At 68.1% G+C, this 19,825-nt stretch carries 20 protein-coding genes; 10 read left to right on the top strand and 10 right to left on the bottom strand.

Features of this window, described 5'->3' with window-relative positions:
- Window positions 1-32: 32 nt before the first annotated feature.
- The gene (locus ABLI39_RS05390; RefSeq protein WP_349412397.1) at window positions 33-1,493 is read right to left on the bottom strand and encodes an amino acid permease; all 1,461 of its coding nucleotides are present in this window, start codon (window positions 1,491-1,493) and stop codon (window positions 33-35) included.
- A gap of 211 nt (window positions 1,494-1,704) precedes the next feature.
- On the opposite strand from ABLI39_RS05390, the gene ABLI39_RS05395 reads away from it, so the two are divergent.
- Genes ABLI39_RS05395 through ABLI39_RS05415 form a run of 5 tightly spaced genes read left to right on the top strand, consistent with a single transcriptional unit; the run spans window position 1,705 to window position 6,031 of the window.
- Window positions 1,705-2,454, top strand: a complete 750-nt coding sequence (locus ABLI39_RS05395; protein ID WP_349412398.1) for a CPBP family intramembrane glutamic endopeptidase — start codon at window positions 1,705-1,707, stop codon at window positions 2,452-2,454.
- Window positions 2,455-2,506: 52 nt separating this feature from the next.
- On the top strand, window positions 2,507-2,947 hold the full coding sequence (locus ABLI39_RS05400) for a VOC family protein (protein WP_349412399.1): 441 nt from the start codon (window positions 2,507-2,509) through the stop codon (window positions 2,945-2,947).
- Between the two features lie 21 nt (window positions 2,948-2,968).
- The gene (locus ABLI39_RS05405; RefSeq protein WP_349412400.1) at window positions 2,969-3,922 is read left to right on the top strand and encodes a 1,4-dihydroxy-2-naphthoyl-CoA synthase; all 954 of its coding nucleotides are present in this window, start codon (window positions 2,969-2,971) and stop codon (window positions 3,920-3,922) included.
- A 10-nt stretch (window positions 3,923-3,932) separates the two neighbouring features.
- Complete coding sequence (locus ABLI39_RS05410) at window positions 3,933-5,090, top strand: AMP-binding protein (RefSeq protein ID WP_349412401.1); 1,158 nt, start codon at window positions 3,933-3,935, stop codon at window positions 5,088-5,090.
- A 59-nt stretch (window positions 5,091-5,149) separates the two neighbouring features.
- Entirely contained in the window at window positions 5,150-6,031 is an 882-nt protein-coding gene (locus ABLI39_RS05415) for a 1,4-dihydroxy-2-naphthoate polyprenyltransferase (protein WP_349412402.1), read from the top strand.
- A gap of 135 nt (window positions 6,032-6,166) precedes the next feature.
- Here the strand turns inward: ABLI39_RS05415 and ABLI39_RS05420 are convergent, their stop codons facing one another.
- Window positions 6,167-6,475, bottom strand: coding sequence for a DUF4229 domain-containing protein (locus ABLI39_RS05420; RefSeq protein ID WP_349412403.1), 309 nt, complete (start codon window positions 6,473-6,475; stop codon window positions 6,167-6,169).
- Between the two features lie 81 nt (window positions 6,476-6,556).
- Here ABLI39_RS05420 and ABLI39_RS05425 point away from each other — a divergent pair, with 81 nt between their 5' ends.
- Entirely contained in the window at window positions 6,557-6,976 is a 420-nt protein-coding gene (locus tag ABLI39_RS05425; protein WP_349412404.1) for a PLD nuclease N-terminal domain-containing protein, read from the top strand.
- Between the two features lie 2,644 nt (window positions 6,977-9,620).
- On the opposite strand, the gene ccsB is transcribed toward ABLI39_RS05425, so the two are convergent.
- The 5 genes from ccsB to ABLI39_RS05450 are packed head-to-tail and all read right to left on the bottom strand — an operon-like array spanning window position 9,621 to window position 14,595.
- Entirely contained in the window at window positions 9,621-10,715 is a 1,095-nt protein-coding gene (gene ccsB / locus ABLI39_RS05430) for a c-type cytochrome biogenesis protein CcsB (RefSeq protein ID WP_349412405.1), read from the bottom strand.
- Entirely contained in the window at window positions 10,715-12,544 is a 1,830-nt protein-coding gene (gene resB, locus ABLI39_RS05435; protein WP_349412406.1) for a cytochrome c biogenesis protein ResB, read from the bottom strand. Before resB ends, ccsB begins: the two co-directional genes overlap by 1 nt.
- Window positions 12,544-13,299 (bottom strand): cytochrome c biogenesis CcdA family protein, encoded by a 756-nt coding sequence (locus ABLI39_RS05440; protein ID WP_146336692.1) that lies wholly within the window; start codon window positions 13,297-13,299, stop codon window positions 12,544-12,546. The genes resB and ABLI39_RS05440 overlap by 1 nt, the downstream gene beginning before the upstream one ends.
- Before the next feature lie 16 nt (window positions 13,300-13,315).
- Window positions 13,316-13,927 (bottom strand): TlpA family protein disulfide reductase, encoded by a 612-nt coding sequence (locus ABLI39_RS05445; protein ID WP_349412407.1) that lies wholly within the window; start codon window positions 13,925-13,927, stop codon window positions 13,316-13,318.
- A gap of 2 nt (window positions 13,928-13,929) precedes the next feature.
- The gene (locus ABLI39_RS05450; protein ID WP_349412408.1) at window positions 13,930-14,595 is read right to left on the bottom strand and encodes a histidine phosphatase family protein; all 666 of its coding nucleotides are present in this window, start codon (window positions 14,593-14,595) and stop codon (window positions 13,930-13,932) included.
- A gap of 214 nt (window positions 14,596-14,809) precedes the next feature.
- Between ABLI39_RS05450 and ABLI39_RS05455 the strand changes: the two genes are divergently transcribed.
- From ABLI39_RS05455 to ABLI39_RS05465, 3 genes are all read left to right on the top strand, one after another.
- A complete protein-coding gene (locus ABLI39_RS05455) occupies window positions 14,810-15,358 on the top strand; it encodes a YceI family protein (protein ID WP_349412409.1) in 549 nt (182 codons plus the stop codon).
- Between the two features lie 146 nt (window positions 15,359-15,504).
- Window positions 15,505-16,044 (top strand): hypothetical protein, encoded by a 540-nt coding sequence (locus tag ABLI39_RS05460; protein WP_349412410.1) that lies wholly within the window; start codon window positions 15,505-15,507, stop codon window positions 16,042-16,044.
- Window positions 16,045-16,255: 211 nt separating this feature from the next.
- Window positions 16,256-17,419 carry a GtrA domain-containing protein gene (locus ABLI39_RS05465; protein ID WP_349412411.1) on the top strand — a complete coding sequence of 388 codons (1,164 nt, stop codon included), beginning with the start codon at window positions 16,256-16,258 and terminating at the stop codon, window positions 17,417-17,419.
- Between the two features lie 46 nt (window positions 17,420-17,465).
- On the opposite strand, the gene ABLI39_RS05470 is transcribed toward ABLI39_RS05465, so the two are convergent.
- Both ABLI39_RS05470 and ABLI39_RS05475 read right to left on the bottom strand, forming a co-directional pair.
- Entirely contained in the window at window positions 17,466-18,161 is a 696-nt protein-coding gene (locus ABLI39_RS05470; protein ID WP_349412412.1) for a redox-sensing transcriptional repressor Rex, read from the bottom strand.
- 102 nt (window positions 18,162-18,263) lie between these two features.
- The gene (locus ABLI39_RS05475) at window positions 18,264-18,536 is read right to left on the bottom strand and encodes a glutaredoxin family protein (RefSeq protein WP_349412413.1); all 273 of its coding nucleotides are present in this window, start codon (window positions 18,534-18,536) and stop codon (window positions 18,264-18,266) included.
- Window positions 18,537-18,644: 108 nt separating this feature from the next.
- Here ABLI39_RS05475 and ABLI39_RS05480 point away from each other — a divergent pair, with 108 nt between their 5' ends.
- The gene (locus ABLI39_RS05480; protein ID WP_349412414.1) at window positions 18,645-19,463 is read left to right on the top strand and encodes an HAD family hydrolase; all 819 of its coding nucleotides are present in this window, start codon (window positions 18,645-18,647) and stop codon (window positions 19,461-19,463) included.
- A gap of 169 nt (window positions 19,464-19,632) precedes the next feature.
- Here ABLI39_RS05480 and ABLI39_RS05485 read toward each other — a convergent pair whose 3' ends face one another.
- Window positions 19,633-19,731 carry a 30S ribosomal protein bS22 gene (locus ABLI39_RS05485; protein WP_003792170.1) on the bottom strand — a complete coding sequence of 33 codons (99 nt, stop codon included), beginning with the start codon at window positions 19,729-19,731 and terminating at the stop codon, window positions 19,633-19,635.
- Between the last annotated feature and the right edge of the window lie 94 nt (window positions 19,732-19,825).

Genomic DNA, 19,825 nt, shown 5'->3' on the forward strand with positions numbered 1-19,825 from the left:
CGGCGGTTACGGAGCAATCGATGGGGCGGGGACTAGCTGAAGAGCTCGCTCTTGGGCTCGTTGTGCTTGACCTTCTGCCAGCCGAGCCAGAGCACCACCGCGAAGAACGGGATGGTCGCAAGCGTCCACAGGCCCAACTGGAAAACTTCGCCGCTCTTGCTGGTCATGGTGTCGAAACCGATCAGCACGGTGATCGCCAGCAGCGCCACAAGCCCGGCCCAGCTGGTCCACGGGGAGCCCGGCATGGGCAGGGACGAGGCGTTGCCCTTGGTCTTCCGTAGCGCGATCTGGCTGGCGAAGATCGAACCCCAGGTGAAGATCACGCCGATCGAGGCGGTGTTCAGCGCGAGGTCGAAGGCGTGCGAGCCGCCCAGCCAGATGTTGAGCAGGATGCCGACGAGGTACACCGCGCCGATCGCCAGGATGGCGGCGTAGGGCACGTGGCTCCTGGACATCCGGGTCAGCCACTGCGGGGCGTGCCCGTTGTTGGCCATGGTGCGGAAGATCCGGCCGATCGAGTACAGGCCCGAGTTGCAGGAGGACAGTGCCGCAGTGATCACGATCATGTTCATCACGTCGCCCATCCACGGCAGGCCCATCTGGCCGAACACGGTGACGAACGGCGAGGTGCCGGCCTTGTACTGGTCCGAGGGCAGCAGCATGGCCAGGAGGGTCACGGAACCGACGTAGAACACCACGATGCGGATTACGACGGCGCGGATCGCCTTCGGGACCTCCTTGGCCGGGTCCTCCATCTCGCCGGCGGTGATGCCCACCAGTTCGATGGCGTTGTAGGCGAAGATCACGGCGTTGAGCACCAGGATCATCACCAGCGCGCCCTTGGGGAACATGCCGCCGTCGGCTGCGAAGAGGTTGTTCACCGAGGCGTGGCCCTCGCCGACCTTGGCGTTGGTGACCACCATAAAAGTGCCCACGGCCAGGAAGATCAGGATCGCCGCGACCTTGAGCACGGAGGCCCAGAACTCGAATTCACCGAACGCCTTGACGCTCAGGAGGTTCACACCGACCAGGAGCAGCAGTGCCGCGATCGCGGTCAGTTCCACCGGCACGTTGGGGAAGAAGAACTGGAAGTACAGCCCGATCGCGATCAGCTCCGCGATCCCGGTCATGGCCCAGTTGATGAAGTACATCCAGCCGGAGAGGTACGCGCCCTTCTTGCCGAACATCTCGCCGGCGTAGCTGACGAACGAGCCGGAGGTCTGGCGGTACATGATGAGCTCGCCCAGGGCACGCATCAGCAGGTACGCGATGACGCCGGCAATCGCGTAGGAGAAGATCAGCGCGGGCCCGGTGGAGGCCAAGCGTCCGCCGGCTCCCATAAAGAGTCCGACGCCGATGGCGCCGCCCATGGCGATCATGGTGACCTGGCGGCCGCTCAGGGACTTCTTGTAGCCCTCGGCGCTGAGGGTCGAGTCGACGACGGCGGGTGACGCCGTCGTGCTCTGGGGTTCTGTGGAAGTACTTTGTGGCACAACTGTTCCTTGGGGTCGGGGTCTCGCCGGGACGGGCAGGCAAGCCGGGGCGCGCCACATCAGGGGGTAAGCCCGGGATGTGGGGCCAGCGGTGGTGCCGGAGCCCGCAATGGCTCGCAGCGTCGCGCGGCTCATCCATAGTACTAGCTTTCGGTGCCGGACCGTGACGCGGGCAACATCGCGGGCCCCTCCGGGGAGCTAGGCTGATGCCATGGGCACCGCTCTCCGTCAATTACCTGCGCCGCGACCGGAGCTGTACGTTTTTTCCCGGCTGGACTACGCGACGGCGGGGATCTACACGGCGGTGAGCGCGTTTTTTGCCACCGCGTCCGGGCTGCTGGCCCCGCTGCTGCTGCAGCTCTCCCCCAACCCGGCGATAGCGTCCTACGGCGTCAATCTGGCCTTCTACGGGGTCATCGGCCTGCTCGCCCTGGCCGCGGCACGCCACGTGGCACGCAGGGACCTCCGCGTCCTGGCGACGAGGCCATGGTTCACGCTGCTGATGGTGCCACTGGCCGTGGTCGCCGCGATGATTCTGACCGCCGTCCTGGTGGCCCTGACCGGACCGCCGCAGACCTCGGCCAACCAGGCCGGCCTGCAGGCCCTGATGCAGCAGGTCCCGGCCTGGCTGATGGTGCCGCTGCTGGTGGTGGTGGGCCCCTTCGTGGAGGAGTACATCTTCCGGCACCTGTTGATCGGCAAGCTGAGCGGGAAGCTGAACATCTGGCTCTGCTGCGCCCTCTCCGTCGCGCTGTTCACAGCCGTGCACATCGTGGGCCAGGAGGCACTGTCGCTGCCCGTCCTGATGCCATACCTCGCCATGGGCGCGATCCTGGTGCTGGTCTATGTCTGGACGGGCAATAATGTGATGTTCTCCTACTTCGTCCATGCCGCGAAGAACCTGCTGGCCGTCATCTTCATCTACGCCATCCCGCCGGAAGTCCTCGAACGGCTGGGATAGCATCTGCGCCAAAGACCTAGCGCCGCGGGCGCCGTCGTCGTAGGTTCTTCCCATGGCACTGAACATCCAGATAGCTGTCGACTGCGCTGATCCCCACGGCCTCGCCGAATGGTGGGCCGAAACCCTCGACTGGGCCGTGGAGCCGCAGGACGAGGACTTCATCCGCTCCATGATCGAACAGGGCTTCGCCACGGAGTCCGAGACCAAGCTCCACCACGGCAAACTGGTCTGGCGCACCGGCGCCGCCATCCGCCCGCCCGAGGACCTTGACGCCAAGCCGGCCACACGGAGGATCCTGTTCCAGACCGCACCCGAGGCCAAGACCGTGAAGAACCGGGTGCACTGGGACGTGAACCTGGCCGGCGCGGACAAGGACCAGGTGCGCGCCGCCCTGGAAGCCCGCGGCGCCACGTACCTCTGGACCGCCAACGAGGGCCCGCACTCCTGGCACACCATGGCGGACCCGGAAGGCAACGAGTTCTGCATCAGCTGAGCCGATTACTAGACTCGGTCTGTGAGCAACGAAATCCCCGCCAAGGTATCCGACGTCTTTGACCCCACCCGCTGGCGCACCGTATCCGGCTTCGACGACTTCCAGGACATGACCTACCACCGGCAGGTGGAGCGCTCCGCGGACGGCACCGTGGTCCGGGACCTGCCCACCGTCCGGATCGCCTTCAACCGGCCCGAGGTCCGCAACGCCTTCCGCCCCGGCACCGTGGACGAGCTCTACCGGGCCATGGACCACGCCCGGATGAGCCCGGACGTGGCCACTGTGCTGCTCACCGGCAACGGCCCCTCCGCCAAGGACGGCGGCCACTCGTTCTGCTCCGGCGGGGACCAGCGGATCCGGGGCAGGGACGGGTACCGGTACGCGGACGGGGAGACGAAGGAAAGCATCGACCCGGCACGCGCCGGCCGGCTGCACATCCTCGAGGTGCAGCGGCTGATGCGGACCATGCCCAAGGTGGTCATCGCCGTCGTCAACGGCTGGGCCGCCGGCGGCGGGCACTCCCTGCACGTCGTCTCGGACCTCACAATCGCTTCCCGCCAGCACGGCAAGTTCAAGCAGACCGACGCGACGGTGGGCAGTTTCGACGCCGGCTACGGCTCGGCGCTGCTGGCGCGCCAGATCGGCCAGAAGGCCGCCCGGGAGATTTTCTTCCTGGCCCGCGAATATTCCGCCGAGGACATGGTCCGGATGGGCGCGGTGAACGAGGCCGTGGACCACGAGCGGCTCGAGGACGTCGCGCTGGAATACGCTGCCGACATCGCCGGGCAATCCCCGCAGGCCATCCGGATGCTAAAGTTCGCCTTCAACCTCGCCGACGACGGCCTGGCCGGCCAGCAGGTATTCGCCGGCGAGGCAACGCGGCTGGCGTACATGACGGACGAGGCGGTGGAGGGCAAGGAGGCCTTCCTGGAGAAGCGCGATCCGGACTGGTCCCAGTTCCCGTACTACTTCTGAGGCGCCGCACGTGACTACCGTCAACATCGAGCCCGCCCTCGCGGCCCTCGCAGCCGCCCTTCACGGGGAGGGGCCCGCCGTCGAACTCTCCGCCGGTCCGGACGGCTCCCCCGCCGTCAGCCTGGTGGAGACCCCCGGCTTTGAGGATGCCGCGGTGGTGGTGCGGACCTCCGGCTCCACCGGGGCGCCCAAGGCCACGGTGCTCACGGTGGATGCCCTCGCGGCCTCCTCCATGGCGACGGCGATCGCCCTCAAGGGCGAGGGCCAGTGGCTGCTCGCCTTGCCGGTGCAGTACGTGGCCGGCGTGCAGGTGCTGGTCAGGTCACTGTTCGCCGGCACCCGGCCGTGGGCGATGGACCTCTCCGGCGGCTTCACCCCGGAGGCCTTCACCGCCGCGGCCGGGGAGCTCACCGACAAACTCCGTTTCACCTCGCTGGTGCCCACCCAGCTGCAGCGGCTGCTCGAGTCGCCCTCGCCGCAGACCCTGGCCGCGCTCTGCCGCTTCAACGCGGTCCTGCTCGGCGGCGCTCCCGCCTCGGCGGAACTCCTCGCCGCGGCCCGCAAGGCCGGCGTCAGGGTGGTGACCACGTACGGCTCCGCCGAGACCTGCGGTGGCTGCGTCTACGACGGTGTGCCGCTGGACGGCGTCGAGGTCCGGCTGGGCGAGGACGGGCGCATCCTGCTGGGCGGCGCCACCATCGCCGCGGGGTATCTGGACGCCCCGGAACTCAGCGCGGACGCGTTTGTCGAGAACGACGGGGTCCGCTGGTACCGCACCAGCGACCTCGGAGAGCTCGCTGCGGACGGCACGCTGACCGTGCTGGGCCGGGCGGACGACGTCGTGATCACCGGCGGCGTCAAGGTGTCCGCCGCGCACGTACAGGCGGAGCTGGAGCGGCTCGACGGCGTGCGGGCGGCGTTCGTGGCCGGGGTTCCGTCCGCCGAATGGGGCCAGGCGCTGGCGGCCTACGTGGTGCTGGCCGATCCTTCCCCCGGGGCGTCCGATGGGTTCAGGGCGCGGTTCGCAGCCGGCGGTACGGGCGCTTTGACGGGCGCCCGGGTCCCGAAAACCGTGCTGACCGCGGCGGAACTGTTGATGCTTCCGAACGGAAAACCGGACCGGCTGGGCATGACGGTTCGGCTGGAAGCCCTGCATCAGGGAAAATAGAAAAGCTTCAACCAAGTCTGTCCAACCAGATCGTCACCAAAACCAACGAGGTACTGAACGTGGCCACAGCCGCACAATGGATCCAGGGCGCCCGGCTGCGCACCCTGCCGGCCGCGATCGCGCCGGTCCTGATCGGTTCCGCAGCCGCCTATGAGCTGGATGGGTTCCGTCCGGTCAACGCAGTGCTGGCCGCCATGGTGGCGCTTCTGCTCCAGGTCGGCGTGAACTACGCCAACGACTACTCCGACGGCATCCGCGGCACCGACGAGGACCGGGTGGGCCCGCTCCGCCTGGTCGGTTCCGGGGCGGCGACGCCGGCGCACGTCAAGCGGGCTGCGTTCGCGGCGTTCGGACTGGCCATGCTGTTCGGCCTGGCCCTGGTCATCATTACGCAGGCGTGGTGGCTGATCCTCGTGGGCGTGGGCTGCGTCCTGGCCGCGTGGGGCTACACCGGGGGCAAGAACCCCTACGGCTACCTGGGCCTGGGCGACGTGTTCGTCTTTGTGTTCTTCGGGCTGGTGGCCACGCTGGGCACCACCTATACGCAGGCCGGCCGAATCAGCCTGGCGGCCGTCATCGGTGCGATCGGCACGGGACTGATCGCCTGCGCCCTGCTGATGGCCAATAACGTCCGAGATATTCCCACCGACCGCGTCGCGGGGAAGAAGACGCTGGCCGTCCGGCTGGGCGACAAACACGCCCGGGAAAGCTACGTGCTGATGCTGGCAGTCGCGATTCTGTTGGTGATTGTGCTCGCGCCCCGGCAGCCGTGGATGCTGGTAGTGCTGCTGCTCATCCCGACCATACTGATGCCGTCCTGGCTGATGATCGCGGGGCGCCGCCGCAAGAGCCTCATCCCCGTGCTGAAGCAGACCGGCCTCATCAACCTTGGCTACGCCGTGCTGTTCTCACTCGGCCTGGTGCTGAGCCACGGGTTCTAGGGCGTTTGCCGGCAATCGCCGGCAGCCGGGAATTGAGGGAGGCGGGTCCGGGAGACGGCCGTCCGTTCGGACCCCCTCCGGCCGGAGCCCCGGCATGCGCAGGTGCCCCGGCGCGCATTCCGGCGGCGGTGGGAGCTAGGAGTCCTTGGGCCGGCTGTCCGTGCGCACGGTGACGTCCGGGTGCTCGTCCACCAGGCGGTCTTCCGCGGCGGCGTCCTCGGCCTCCCCCGCGCTGCGCAGCGGCTTGGCCTGGCCGGAGAAGCGGTGGCGAATGGAAGCTGTGGCCGCGTCACGCTGCTTCTGGAAGAACAGGAAGCTGATGGCAAAGGCCATCATTCCGGCGCAGAGCGCTGCCAGCAGCCAGCCCAGCTGCAGGTAGACGAACAGTGCGAACAACGGCACAAACAGCGCCAGACGGATCAGGGAGTATTTCAGGAAAGCCACCCTCCCAGTTTAGCCGTCCCCGCCCGGCCCCCGGTTCCCCGGTCCTAAGCCGGAAGCTCGCATGGAGGCTAAACTGAAGCTATGCTCCGTGTCGTGGTACCCATCGTCTTGCTGGTCGTGTTTGTCTACGGGCTGATCGACCTGATCCGGACCGACGCACGCCAGACCAGGGGCATTTCAAAGCCGGCCTGGATCGTCGTGCAAATCGTCCTTCCGCTGATCGGCGCCGCGCTGTGGTTCCTCATCGGCCGGCCGCGCGGGAGTGCCGCCGCGTCCCCGGCCGCTTACAGCCACCCGGCTGCCCCGGACGACGACGCAGATTTCCTCCGCAACCTGGAGCTGCGCCGCCGCAACCAGGCGGAGGCCGACCGGCTCAAGAAGCTCAAAGATGAGCTGGACGCCAAGGAACGTGAGCTTGGCGACGGCCCCGGCCGTTCCCGCGGCCCGGAATCCGGCGAAGCCAGTGGCGACACCACGCAGGGCACCGACGAGGTCAAGTAGAACCGCCCGTTCCCTGCGCTGTTCCCGTTTTCGCTACGGATTCGGCCCACTGCCACGCCGGGCGGCCCGATGTCCGACGTAGCCCTCTCGAGGCACCCGCTCCATTCGCCACACACGGCCCGTATCCCAACCCTCGCAACGGCCTTTCGCCACACACGGCCGGAATTCCACCCCGCATAGCGGCCGTCTCCGGCAAACCCACGCCCTGTCCGCGCCGAACGATTCACCGAACCACTAACGACTTCCCACGGCCGCAACTCTCGCCCCTAGGGCTTGGCCCATCAGCAGCGGCCGTTCGCCACACACGGCCGAAATTCCACCCCGCATAGCGGCCATCTCCGGCAAACCCACGCCCTGTCCGCGCCGAACGGTTCCCCGAACCGCTAACGACTTCCCACGGCCGCAACTCTCGCCCCTAGGGCTTGGCCCATCAGCAGCGGCCATTCGCCACACACGGCCGAAATTCCACCCCGCATAGCGGCCATCTCCGGCAAACCGACGCCCTGTCCGCGCCGCACGGTTTGCTGGCCCACCAACGCCCTCCCACGACCGCAGCTCTCGGCCCCTAGGGCTTGGCCGATCACCACGAGCCTCCACTCGCCACACACGGTCGGAATTCCACCCCGCATAGCGGCCATCTCCGGCAGACCGACGCCCTGTCCGCGCCGAACGGTTCGCTGGACCACCAACGCCCTCCCACGACCGCAGCTCTCGTCCCCTAGGGCTTGGCCGATCACCACGAGCCTCCACTCGCCACACACGGCCGGAATTCCACCCCGCATAGCGGCCATCTCCGGCAAACCCACGCCCTGTCCGCGCCGAACGGTTCCCCGAACCGCTAACGACTTCCCACGGCCGCAACTCTCGCCCCTAGGGCTTGGCCCATCAGCAGCGGCCATTCGCCACACACGGCCGAAATTCCACCCCGCATAGCGGCCATCTCCGGCAAACCGACGCCACACACAGGCGCGGCACGAACTTCCGTCCAGGGGTGCACTACTCCCCAACACCCAGCCCGCTCTGTGGATAACGTCCTTGCCTCCTCCCGGCGGGCGCAGAATTCGATCATGCGCCAACCAAGTGAGCTACCCGCACAGCTTCGAGACAAGCCATTCACCATGGCAGACGCCCGCGCGGCGGGGTTAAGCCGACGTCGAACCCGGGCCCGGGACCTCGCCACGCCCTGTTACGGAGTGCGCACCGCCGCCGCCAACTCGGACGCACTCCTCGAACGGGTTCGCGCCCTGGTTGCCGTAACTGCCGCGGTGGTGAGCCATTTATCCGCAGCCGTACTGTGGGGCTTCCCCCTACCGGCATCCTTGGCGAACATGCCCCTCGTTCATCTGACGAGCCCGCCGGGCCGTCGCGCTGTGCGACGAAAGAACGTCGTGGGCCATCAGCAGTCCCTGCAGCCGGAGGAGATCGTTGCCGGGGCCAAGGTAAGTTGCACATCCCCATTGCGGACGTGGTTCGATCTCGCAGGCACACTGAGTCTCGATGATTTGGTGATCGCCGGCGACTTCCTCATCCAACGCAGGAATCCCTTGGCCACGGTCGCTGAGCTGGACGCCTATCTCGCAGGGAAGCGGGGCACACCGGGCTACCGGCGCGCCATGCGTGCCCGCGAGTTGGTCCGGGCCGGCACGGATTCCCCCAAAGAAACCGAACTCCGACTGCTCCTGCTCCGCCATGGCCTGCCGGAACCGGAAATCAACGTCCCCATGTTCGACGAAACGGGCGGCTGGATCCAGGACCCGGACCTGTCCTACGAAACGGAGAAGGTCGCGGTCCAGTACGACGGCGGCCACCACGCCACACCCGCTCAGCGCCGCAGTGACGTCTTCCGGGACGAGAACGCCCGCGATGCCGGGTGGCGGGTAGTGGTGCTGACCCAGTGGGATCTGACCCCCTTCGCCCCCGGCATGGAGCCGACGGCAGTCACCCGGGTGCGGTCGGCGTTGGTGGAACGCGGTTGGAGGTCCAGCCCTGGTGCGAAGCAGCGGCAACCTCCCGGGTCGGCCCCGCGTTCCGCCCCCAACCGGCGGCCATCTTCGGCAAATGGACGGACCGCGGCCAGCCGACGCGTCCGGGCTACCCCTGGCGACGAGCCGCGGGCGGCGTTGGTGGAACGCGGCTGGAGGCCCAGCCCTGGTGCGAAGCAGCGGCAACCTCCCGGGTCGGCCCCGCGTCCCGCCCCCAACCGGCGGCCATCTTCGGCAAATGGACGGACCGCGGCCAGCCGACGCGTCCGGGCTACCCATGGCGACGAGCCGCGGGCGGCGTTGGTGGAACGCGGCTGGAGGCCCAGCCCTGGTGCGAAGCAGCGGCAACCTCCCGGGTCGGCCCCGCGTTCCGCCCCCAACCGGCGGCCATCTTCGGCAAATGGACGGACCGCGGCCAGCCGACGCGTCCGGGCTACTCATGGCGACGAGCCGCGGGCGGCGTTGGTGGAACGCGGCTGGAGGCCCAGCCCTGGTGCGAAGCAGCGGCAACCTCCCGGGTCGGGCCCGCGTCCTGCCCCCAACCTGCGCCCATCTGACGCAAATGGCCGCTAAGCGAGAAGGCTTAGCGGCCATGTTTGGCGAATCGTGATCCGGCGGCCAGGCGCACCCGGCCCGAGACCCGGCCCGTAGCCCGCCCGGCCCTACAGCCCGGAGTAGGAGTGCAGGCCGTTGAAGAACTGGTTCACGATTGTGAAGTTGAAGACCACACACAGGTAGCCCACGATCGAGAGCCAGGCCGCGCGGGTGCCGGTCCAGCCGCGGGTGGCGCGGGCGTGCAGGTAGCCGGCGTACACCACCCAGATCACGAAGGTCCAGACTTCCTTGGTGTCCCAGCCCCAGAACCGGCCCCAGGCCTTCTCGGCCCAGATGGCGCCGAACATCAGCGTGAAGGTCCAGCCCACAAACGCAATCGCATTGATTCGGTAGGACAGGTTCTCCAGGCTCAACGCGTTGGGCACAAGGCGCATAAAGCCCAGCTTGTCGGCCCCGCCGGCGGCAATCGTCTTTTGCCGGTGCGACTGGACCAGCTGCAGCGCGGACATCGCGAAGGTCAGGGTGAACAGGGCGGAGGACAGCACGGCTATGGAGACGTGGATGATCAGCCAGTAGCTCTGCAGCGCCGGCACGAGGTGCCCCACCGGAGTCCAGTAGGCCACAGAGGCGGCCACGAGCATGATGATGGCCAGGCCGACCACAAAGGTGCCGAGGAAGCGCAGGTCGCGGCGGATCAGCACCAACAGGAAGACCGCCACCGCCACAAACGCGCCGGTGGTCAGGAACTCGTACATGTTGCCCCACGGCACCCGGCCGGCACCGAGCGCGCGGGTGAGGACGCCGGCGGCGTGAATGGCGGCACCGAGCACGGTCACGGCGACGGCGACGCGGGCAGGAACGCGGCGCTCCGCGCCGTAGCGCATGCCGCCGTCGGCGGTCTGGCCGGCGCCCTGGCCACCCGAGACCGACGACGTCGGACGTTCGGCGCGCCCGACCGGGCCGGCCACGTCCGAGTCGGCGCGGTCGACGGCGGCGGAGGAGGCCCCGACTCCGGCGCCCACCGGGACGCGGGCGGCCTCTGCACCGGAGAGCTCCGCGGCCTTGAGGTCCACGGCGCGCAGGGTCTTGCTGCTCTTGGCCAGGTCCCACGCGAAGGCGATGAAGGCCACGGTGTAGGTGCCGGCGGCGAGGAGCATAAAGAGCTCGCTGTACTGGCCCATGGTTTCGTTAATGGGGAACATTACTGATCCTTCTGTGACTCAGGAGAGCCGGCTGTGGTCTGGAGGGAATCTGCTGCGGGTTGTTCCTGGGTGGGTTGCGCGCCGGCGCCTGCGCCGTCGTCCGCCCGGTCATTATCCGCCCCCGCGCTGGGAGCGGGCTGGGAGCCGGCCTCGTCCAGCGGCCACGCCGCCGCGAGCAGCGCGCGGATGGCCGAGGCCTCCCCCGCGAGGCGGTGGTCCTCGCCGCGGGCCAGCAGGCCGTACTCCACCATGGTCCGGCCGTCCTCGTGGGTTCCGGCACGGACCCACGCACGGCGGCGGTTGACGTACAGCGAGGTGACCAGGCCGGCGACGGCGAGCAGCGCGAAGAAGAGGGCGTAGCCCTGGCCTGGGTTGTGGTGGATGTCCACGCCCACGTAGCGCTTGACCCCGTCGAAGCTGATGGTGCCCTTCCCGTCCGGCAGAGTGTGGGTGGCGCCGGGGGTGAGCACAATGCCCTTGGTGGGCAGGTTGCGGGCGTTCAGCGGCGTCAGTTTCTTCACGTCGAGTTCGAACACGTTCTGCGGCGAGCCGCTGTCGAGGCCGAGGTCGCCGTAGTAGGAGTTCAGCGTCAGCTGCGGATTAAACAGCTCCGGATCGCCGCTGAAGGAAACACCTTCGGGCGTGACGAACGCCGTGGGCAGGAAGAATCCCGCGAAGGCAAGCTGCTCGGGTTTGGCGTCGGGAACCTTGATGACCACCGAGGAGTAGTAGTTGTCGCCCTGGAGTTTGGCAACGACCGGGCCTTGCATGGCGACGTTGCCGGCGGCGTCGCGCACCGTGACCACCGGGGCGTAGCCGTTGCCGGTCAGGTAGATGCTGGTGCCGCCCAGGCTGATCGGGTCGTTGACCTTGAGCACCTGCTGTTCGGCCGGCGCCCCAGGGTTCTCCTTCGTGGTCACATCCGCCTTGAAGTCGATCGGCTGGCCGAACTTGCCCTTGGATTCGCGGTCAAAGGTGATCTGGAACTTGTCCAGCTGGATGGAATAGGGCTGCAGCTGGCTGCTCTGGAAGTTCGTGCCCGGGGTGAACTGGTCATAGCCCACCAGGGTGTTCACAAAAGTGTCGCCCTCGACGAGGATCCGCTGGCCGCTGTACCCGAACAGCCCGCCGGCGGCGACGGAGACGAGCACCCCGATCAGCGCGGTGTGGAAGACGAGGTTGCCGACCTCACGGAGGAAGCCGCGTTCGGCGCCCAGCGAGGGCCGGGCTCCGTCGCGGTCCCTGACCTCCACCCGGTAGCCGCGCTTCTTCAGCAGGGCTGCGGCGTCATCGATCGCGTGCGCCGCCGGGATCCCGGCGCCGGCGGGTATCACCAGGGTGCCGTACTCGGGCAGCCGCGACAGCCGCGCCGGGGTGCGCGGGGGCTGGGAGCGCATGGCCTTGTAGTGCACGATGGCGCGCGGCACCACGCAGCCGATCAGCGAGACGAACAGCAGGATGTAGATGGCGGAGAACCACGCCGAGGAGTACACGTCGTAGAGCTGCAGCGCGTCGAGGATTTTTCCGTAGTCCGGGTGGTCCTTGATGTACTGGGTGACCACCGCGGGGTTCGCGGGCCGCTGCGGGAACAGCGATCCGGGGACGGCGGCGACGGCCAGCAGCAGGAGCAGGAACAGCGCGGTGCGCATGCTGGTCAGCTGCGTCCAGGCCCAGCGGAGCATGCCCGCCGGTCCCAGCGAGGGCAGGATTGCGTCCGCCTTGGCGGCAGACACGGTATCCCCGGCGGGCTTCGTCCCGGCGCCGGGCGTGCCGGGGCGCTTTGTGCCGTTGGCTGGGGTCTTTTTCTGTACGTTCACTCGCTCGCTCATCAGATCGGCAATTTCACATCGGTTTGGAACCAGTACTGCAGCCCGGACACCCAGGCACCCCACACGCCGCTGGCCATCAGCAGGCCCAGCACAATCAGGATGCCGCCGCCGGTGCGCTGGATAGCGAGCCGGTGTTTGCGGAAGAACGACATCACGCCGATGCCGCGGCGCACGGCCAGGGCGATTAGCAGGAACGGAATACCGAGCCCCAGGCTGTACACGAAGGCCAGCAGTGCGCCCTTCGCCGCGGAGGATCCGCCGGAAAGGCTCAGCAGCTGCACGGCCGAGTAGGTGGGGCCGATGCACGGCGCCCAGCCCAGGCCGAAGGTGATGCCCAGCAGGGGCGCCCCCCACAGGCCGGCCGGGGGCTTGGCATGGATCTTCGCGTCGCGCTGCAGCCAGGAGAACCCGCCCAGGAACACAATGCCCATCAAAATCACCAGCACACCCAGCAGCTGCGTGATCCAGGCGTTCTGCGAGCCGGTGATCAGCGTACCGAGCTGGCCGAACGCCCCGCCGAGCAGGACGAAGATCACCGAGAAACCCAGGACAAACAGCCCGATCCCGGCCAGCATCCGGCCGCGCTTCTGCTGCTGCAGGTCGACGCCGGTGAGCCCGGTGACGTAGCCGAGGTAACCCGGCACCAGGGGCAGCACGCAGGGCGAGAGGAACGAGACGAGTCCTGCCAGCAGCGCCACCGGGATGGCGAGCAGCAGCGACCCGCTCAGGATGGCTTCGGCGAAGGGGCTGTTCACGGCGTCGTCGGCTCCGCTACTCGGCCACGGCGGCGGCGATCAGGGACTTGAGGGTGCCCTTCTGGATTTCACCGAGCACGCGGGAAGCAACGCGGCCCTGCTTGTCCAGCACCAGCGTGGTGGGGACCGCGCCCGGCGGAACCAGACCGGAGACGGCCAGCAGCACCGCGCCGTCCTTGTCGTTGAAGCTGGGGTAGGTCAGGTTGAACGTCTTGTCGAACGCCTCCGCCGTGGCCTTTTCATCGCGCAGGTTGACCCCGAAGAACTGCACGCCCTGGCTCTTGAACTCCTGGTGCAGGGCCTCCAGCGAGGGAGCTTCCACCCGGCACGGGGCGCAGGCGGCGAACCAGAAATTCAGCACCGTGACCTTGCCGGGGAAGTCCGACGCCGTGACGGCGGTCCCGTCGAACAGCGTCCCCTTGATGTCCACCGGCTTCTTCCGGTCGGCGACGGCGAATTCGGTCACCGAGCCGTCGCCGGCGACGTAGTTCTTGTTGTCCCCCGCCCTGGCCTGCTTGGCGAGGGCGTCTTCCTGGGCGCAGCCGGAGAGTCCCAGCACGCCGGCCAGCGCCGCGCCGCCGGCGGTCAGGACGCTGCGGCGGGTCAGCCGGGGGTCGCTCGCTGGCATGGTCAGGCCCCCGGGGTGCTCGAGGCACCGGGCAGCAGGGCGGCAGCGGGCTCGCTGTAGTCAACGCGCTGCAACTTTCCGGCGTCGTCGAACACCAGGGAGGTCACGGAGGTGAGCGTGCACTCACGCTTGCGCGGGTCGTGCCACAGCGGCCTGCCTTCGGCGCTGAGCCGGGTGGCCCAGATGGGCAGCTGGTGGCTGACCAGGATCGCTTCCGCGCCGTCGCCGCCGAGCTCGATGGCGCGCAGCCGCGCGTCCTGCACCGCGGCGGTCACCCGCGCGGCTTGCTCCCGGTAGGGCTCGCCCCAGGAGGGCCGGAGCGGGTTGCGCAGCATCGGCCAGTGCTTCGGCCGGAGGATTTCGGCCCGCGAGACGCGGATCCCCTCGAAGTAGTTGGCGGCCTCGATGATCCGGTCCTCGGTGACGATGTCAAGGTTGAGGGCCTCGGAGATCGGCTGGGCCGTTTCCTGGGCGCGGGTCAGCGGGGACGCCGCGAGATGCACGATCCTGGCCCCCTGCGCAGCGCGTTCAGTGAAGTGCCCGGCAAGGGTACGGGCCATCTGCCGGCCGAGTTCGGAGAGGTGGAACTCGGGCAGCCGTCCGTACAGGACGCCGTCGGGGTTATGGACCTCGCCGTGGCGGAGCAGATGAACAGTGGCTTGGGGCATGTGTACCAGTTTCTCAAAGGGCAGGGGCAATGACGAAATCTTCTACAGGAAGTAGAACTCAAACTTTTTGCGAAATGTTTCCCGGCGACGGAATAAAAGATGCAAATGCATGTTTATACTGGGTGAAGCAGTTAGTTGAGACTTCAACAAATGAAGCAGCAACCAACGATCAGATGACCTTCCGCACGACCCACCCGACTCAAGGAGAACCACCATGGCACTTCCCGCAAACCTCACCACCGGCATCTGGACCCTCGACTCCTCGCACAGCGAGATCGGCTTCACCGTCCGCCACGCAGGCATCAGCAAGGTCCGCGGCCAGTTCAAGGAAGCCGACGCAACCCTGAACCTCGCCGAGAACGTCGCCGACTCCAAGGTCAACGCCACCATCAAGACCGCGAGCTTCGACTCCGGCGACGTCAACCGCGACGGCCACGTCCGCGGCGAGGATTTCTTCGACGTCGAGAAGTTCCCGGAAATCTCCTTCGTCTCCAACGCAATCGTCCCCAAGGGCGATGCCTACGAACTCCAGGGCGAGCTGACCATCAAGGGTGTTACCCGCCCCGTGGCGCTCGAGACCGAGCTCAACGGTGTGGCCGTCGACCCGTTCGGCAACACCCGCGCCGGCCTGACCGCCGAAACCACCATCAGCCGCAAGGACTTCGGCCTGACCTGGAACGCCGTCCTCGAAGCCGGCGGCGTGCTGGTCAGCGACAAGGTCGCCATCAACCTCGAACTGGCCTTCATCGCCCCCGCAGCCTAGTCCGGCCTCCGCACGCAGCGGACAGGCCATACCGGCACCTCGCCGGAGACCCCACAGGCACCCCGCGCCATCCACGGATGGCGCGGGGTGCCTGGCTTAACCGGGGCCGCTGGCAAGCACTGGTGCCGCGGTCTAAAGTGACATTCATGAGCACCTCCGGCGACGTCCCCGAACCCGAAGAGCCGGGCGCCAATTCCCCGGAACCGGGCCGCGGCTTCAGGGTGCCGGACCACTGGCCGCGGACCTTCAACGAGGTCCTGCCCGCCGGCGGCTACTCCGGAATGTTCACTGTCCCCGCGATGCCCACGGAACTGCGGATCTCCTACTGGGTGTGGGTGATTGGCGGCCTGCTGGGTCTGCTCGCGGGGGTGATCGGGCTCTTCGGCGCGCTCGTGCTGTTCGTGGTCTCACCGCCGGCGGGCATTCTGCTGTTCCTGTTGGTCTTCGTGGCCCTCGCTCTGGCGGGGGCCCAGATCACGCTCGCCATGAAGATGAAGGAGGGCTGGGAGTGGGCTCGCTTTGCCCTGACCATCGCCGCTGGCGTCAGCCTGGTGCTCGCGGCCCTCAGCACCGGCCTCACGGGCGGCGGCAGTTGGCCGGGCTTCCTGATCAGCCTGGCCGCGACCGTGCTGATGTGGCTGCCCAACTCCCAGCCGTGGTTCACCGCGGGTAAGTCCCGGTTCTAGCCCGCGGCCAAGCGAGGTCCCCCGGCCGGCGCGGAGTCCTGGAGCGCGGCGCGGCAGGGGCTGCAACCGGCGGAAAATGCGGCTGAGAATACCTCTGCGGAATCACCCAAACCGCCGCAGGCCCGGGGTACGGTGGAGTTAAACCACGCTGGGGGCAGGGTTAGACACTGGTCCCGGCAGTCCCATCCGCTATCGAATGCAAAGGACCGCCATGAGTAACCCGCCAGTCGAGCCTTCCAGTCCGGACGGACCCGAGTCGGGCAAGCAGGCTCCGCAGTACGGCCAGAACACTCCGCAGTACGGCCAGCAGGCCCCCCAGTACGGGCAGCACGCACCGCAGTACGGCCAGAACGCACCCCAGCACAGTCAACAGCCCCCCCAGTACGGCCAGCAGCCGCCGCAGTACGGGCAGAACGCCCCGCAGTACGGGCAGCAGCCGCCGCAGTACGGCCAGCAGGCCCCCCAGTACGGGCAGAACGCCCCGCAGTACGGCCAGAATGCACCCCAGTACGGGCAGCAGCCCCCCCAGTACGGCCAGCAGCCGCCGCAGTACGGGCAGAACGCCCCGCAGTACGGGCAGCAGCCGCCGCAGTACGGCCAGCAGGCCCCCCAGTACGGGCAGCAGCCGCTGCAGTACGGCCAGCAGGCCTCCCAGTACGGGCAGCAGCCGCTGCAGTACGGCCAGCAGGCCTCCCAGTACGGGCAGCAGCCGCTGCAGTACGGCCAGCAGGCCTCCCAGTACGGGCAGCAGCCGCCGCAGTACGGCCAGCAGGCCCCCCAGTACGGGCAGCAGCCGCCGGCCTACGGCCAGGGCCAGTACGGCCAGAGTCCCTACGGCCAGTCGCCCTATGCGCAGTACCCGTCGGAGCTTCCCACCGGCGGCGCCGGGACCCGGCCCTCCCAGCTTGACCTGGCGTTCTGGCTGATCATCGGCGCGGGTGTGCTGTCGCTCATCAACAGCCTGGTTGTTTCCTTCTCCGGGCCGGGGTACTTTGAGACCGCCATGCAGCAGGCGGCCGCCCAGCAGGGCCGAAAGCTCACGGCGGACGACCTCAACGCGATGCGCGCCATCATCCCCATCAGCGGCGTGATCGGCGGCCTGATTTCCTTCGGGCTCTACTCCCTGGTGGCCTTCCCGGTCCGCAAGGGTAAGAACTGGGCCCGCATCCTGGGGACTGTCTTTGCCGCGTTCTCGCTGCTGGGCCTCTTTGGCGGCATGTTCGCCTTCGGTGTTCTGTCCGGTATCCTGCAGCTCGTCGTGATCCTGATGGGCGCGGCCGGCATCGTGATCCTGTACCTGCCGTCGGTGGCCCCGTACTTCCAGAAGCAGCAGCCTTTCGCCAACCCGTATTCGCAGGGCCCCTACGGCCGCTAGTCCACGGCCCCGCCAATGGGCGCGGGATCCGGATCGCCGACTGATGCTAGTCGGCGTCTTCCGGGTCCTGCGCCCTTTGTGCGTGGTAGGCGAGGATCTGCAGTTCGGTGGCCATGTCCACCTTCCGCAGGTTCACTCCGGGCGGCACCTGGAGCATGACCGGGGCGAAGCTGAGGATGCTGCGCACGCCCGCGGCCACCACCCGGTCGCACACGCCCTGCGCCACTGCGGCGGGCAGCGCCAGCACCACCATGTTCGCGCCGGTGCGGTGCAGCACGGCTTCGAGGTCCGCGGCGTCGCTCACCCGGAGCCAGCCCACCTCGCTGCCCACCACCATCTGGTCGGCGTCGAAGATCGCCACGATTTCAAAGCCCCGGGATTCGAACCCGCCGTACCGGGCGAGGGCCTTGCCGAGGTTGCCGGCACCGACGATCGCGACCTTCCAGTCGCGCGTCAGTCCCAGCGCGGCGGCAATATGCCGGTTCAGGTACTGGACTTCATACCCGACGCCTCGGGTTCCATAGGAGCCCACATAGGAGAGGTCTTTGCGGAGAGTGGAGGAGCTGACCCCGGACGCCTCGGCCAGCGACTCGGAGGAAACCCGGTCCACGCCCTCGGCCAGCAGCGTCGTCAGGGCGCGCAGATAGATCGTCAGCCGGGCCACGGCCGCGGGCGGGATCTGCTTGGCGGCAGTCCCGGCTGCCCCGGGCAGGGCGTCGGGTGAAGAATCCAGCGAGGTCACTATCTGCTCCGTTGCGTCGCGTTGTGGCTCCACTCTAGAGCCCCGGCAGTTCGGGCCACAAAGCAGCCGCGGGCGCTCCCGCAGGCGCAGGTCCGGGCGTGCTCAGGCGGAACGCTCCAGCGCCCGCCGCAACGTCCGGGCCAGCCGCACCTCGTCGATCCGCCAGAAATCCCGCTGGACACCGTCCACAAGCAGCACGGGAATTTCCTCGGCGAAGCGCTCGCGCAGTTCGGCGTCGTCGTCGATGGACCGTTCCGACCAGCCGAGCCCCAGCGCGGCAGTGACCCGGCCGACGGCGTCGCGCGCGTCGGCACAGAGGTGGCAGTCGGCCTTCGTGATGAGGACTACTTCGGGAAGGGGCGCGGGTGTGGCCATGGTTCCACGGTAGCCCGGCGTCGACGCGGCCGCCGCACCACGCGTCGCCGGGGGTGCGGCGGGGACCGCTTGCGCATGGGAATCCCCGGTATTGACTAGACTCGGTGCATGCCCGAGGAGAAGATCGTCGCCGTGGCCACGAGGCCGGTTGCGTCAGCGCAGCACGGCGAGGCCGCTTTCTTCGACGTCGACAACACCCTCATGAGGGGCGCGAGCCTGTTCCACGTGGCCCGCAAGATGTACCAGCGCGGGGCGTTCACCATCCCCCAGGCGGCCGGCTTCGCGTGGAAGCAGCTGATGTTCGTGTTTCGCGGCGAAAACATCGACGACGTCCATGCCGTCCGTGACACCGCCCTGAGCCTGGCCTCGGGTTTCACCGTGGAGGACATCGCGGCCCTGGGCGAGGAGGTCTACGACGAGATGATCGAGTCCCGGATCTGGCCCGGCACCAAGGCCCTCGCCGAACAACACCTGCGCATGGGCCGCCCGGTCTGGCTCGTCACGGCCACCCCGATCGAGGTCGCCACCGTGATTTCCACCCGGCTGGGCCTCACCGGCGCCCTCGGCACCGTGGGCGAAATCCGCGACGGGTCCTACACCGGACGGCTTGTGGGCGAGATTCTGCACGGGCCCGCGAAGGCCGTGGCGGTCCGCGGCATCGCCGAGTCCGAGGGCCTGGACCTGAACCGCTGCTGGGCCTACAGCGACTCGCACAATGACATCCCGCTGCTCAGCATGGTCGGCCACCCGGTGGCCATCAACCCGGACGCCCGGCTGCGCCGCCACGCCCGCGAACACAACTGGCCGGTGTACGACTTCCGGTCCGGACGCCGGGCCGCCACCCTGGGCCTGAAGGCCGCGACCGTCGGCGGGGCCATCTACGGCCTCTGGCGGGGCTTCTCCCGCTTCCGCGGCCCGACGGTCTAGGCGCCCTGCCGGCGGCTTCGTGTTTGCGCTACGGTTTCGGACCGCCGCGGCCCGGGCCCGGGGTGCCCCTGTCCGCATCCGCCGCGCTTTCGGCAGAACCCCTGCGCCCAGGCAAAGAAAATGCCCGCCGCCGGAAAGGCAACGGGCATTGACGCTGGTTGAAGTATCTCTACTTCTTGTTGCGACGCTGGTGGCGCGTCTTGCGAAGCAGCTTGCGGTGCTTCTTCTTGGCCATACGCTTGCGACGCTTCTTAATAACTGAACCCACGAAAGTTCCTTACCGGCTAGATGCAGTACCTGCCCGTTGGGAAGGGTCCGCGGGCTAAGCAAGCGAACTGAACAACTGACAGGTTCTTACAATG

The sequence above is a fragment of the Pseudarthrobacter sp. B907 genome (assembly GCF_040137805.1).
In the GTDB taxonomy this organism is placed as follows: Bacteria; Actinomycetota; Actinomycetes; order Actinomycetales; family Micrococcaceae; genus Arthrobacter.

Bases quoted from the DNA above. Each gene is read 5' to 3' on its own strand.
- ABLI39_RS05395 (WP_349412398.1), top strand. From the start codon at position 1,705: ATGGGCACCGCTCTCCGTCAATTACCTGCGCCGCGACCGGAGCTGTAC.
- ABLI39_RS05400 (WP_349412399.1), top strand. From the start codon at position 2,507: ATGGCACTGAACATCCAGATAGCTGTCGACTGCGCTGATCCCCACGGC.
- ABLI39_RS05425 (WP_349412404.1), top strand. From the start codon at position 6,557: ATGCTCCGTGTCGTGGTACCCATCGTCTTGCTGGTCGTGTTTGTCTAC.
- ccsB (WP_349412405.1), bottom strand. From the start codon at position 10,715: ATGTTCCCCATTAACGAAACCATGGGCCAGTACAGCGAGCTCTTTATG.
- resB (WP_349412406.1), bottom strand. From the start codon at position 12,544: ATGAGCGAGCGAGTGAACGTACAGAAAAAGACCCCAGCCAACGGCACA.
- ABLI39_RS05445 (WP_349412407.1), bottom strand. From the start codon at position 13,927: ATGCCAGCGAGCGACCCCCGGCTGACCCGCCGCAGCGTCCTGACCGCC.
- ABLI39_RS05450 (WP_349412408.1), bottom strand. From the start codon at position 14,595: ATGCCCCAAGCCACTGTTCATCTGCTCCGCCACGGCGAGGTCCATAAC.
- ABLI39_RS05455 (WP_349412409.1), top strand. From the start codon at position 14,810: ATGGCACTTCCCGCAAACCTCACCACCGGCATCTGGACCCTCGACTCC.
- ABLI39_RS05460 (WP_349412410.1), top strand. From the start codon at position 15,505: ATGAGCACCTCCGGCGACGTCCCCGAACCCGAAGAGCCGGGCGCCAAT.
- ABLI39_RS05465 (WP_349412411.1), top strand. From the start codon at position 16,256: ATGAGTAACCCGCCAGTCGAGCCTTCCAGTCCGGACGGACCCGAGTCG.
- ABLI39_RS05475 (WP_349412413.1), bottom strand. From the start codon at position 18,536: ATGGCCACACCCGCGCCCCTTCCCGAAGTAGTCCTCATCACGAAGGCC.
- ABLI39_RS05480 (WP_349412414.1), top strand. From the start codon at position 18,645: ATGCCCGAGGAGAAGATCGTCGCCGTGGCCACGAGGCCGGTTGCGTCA.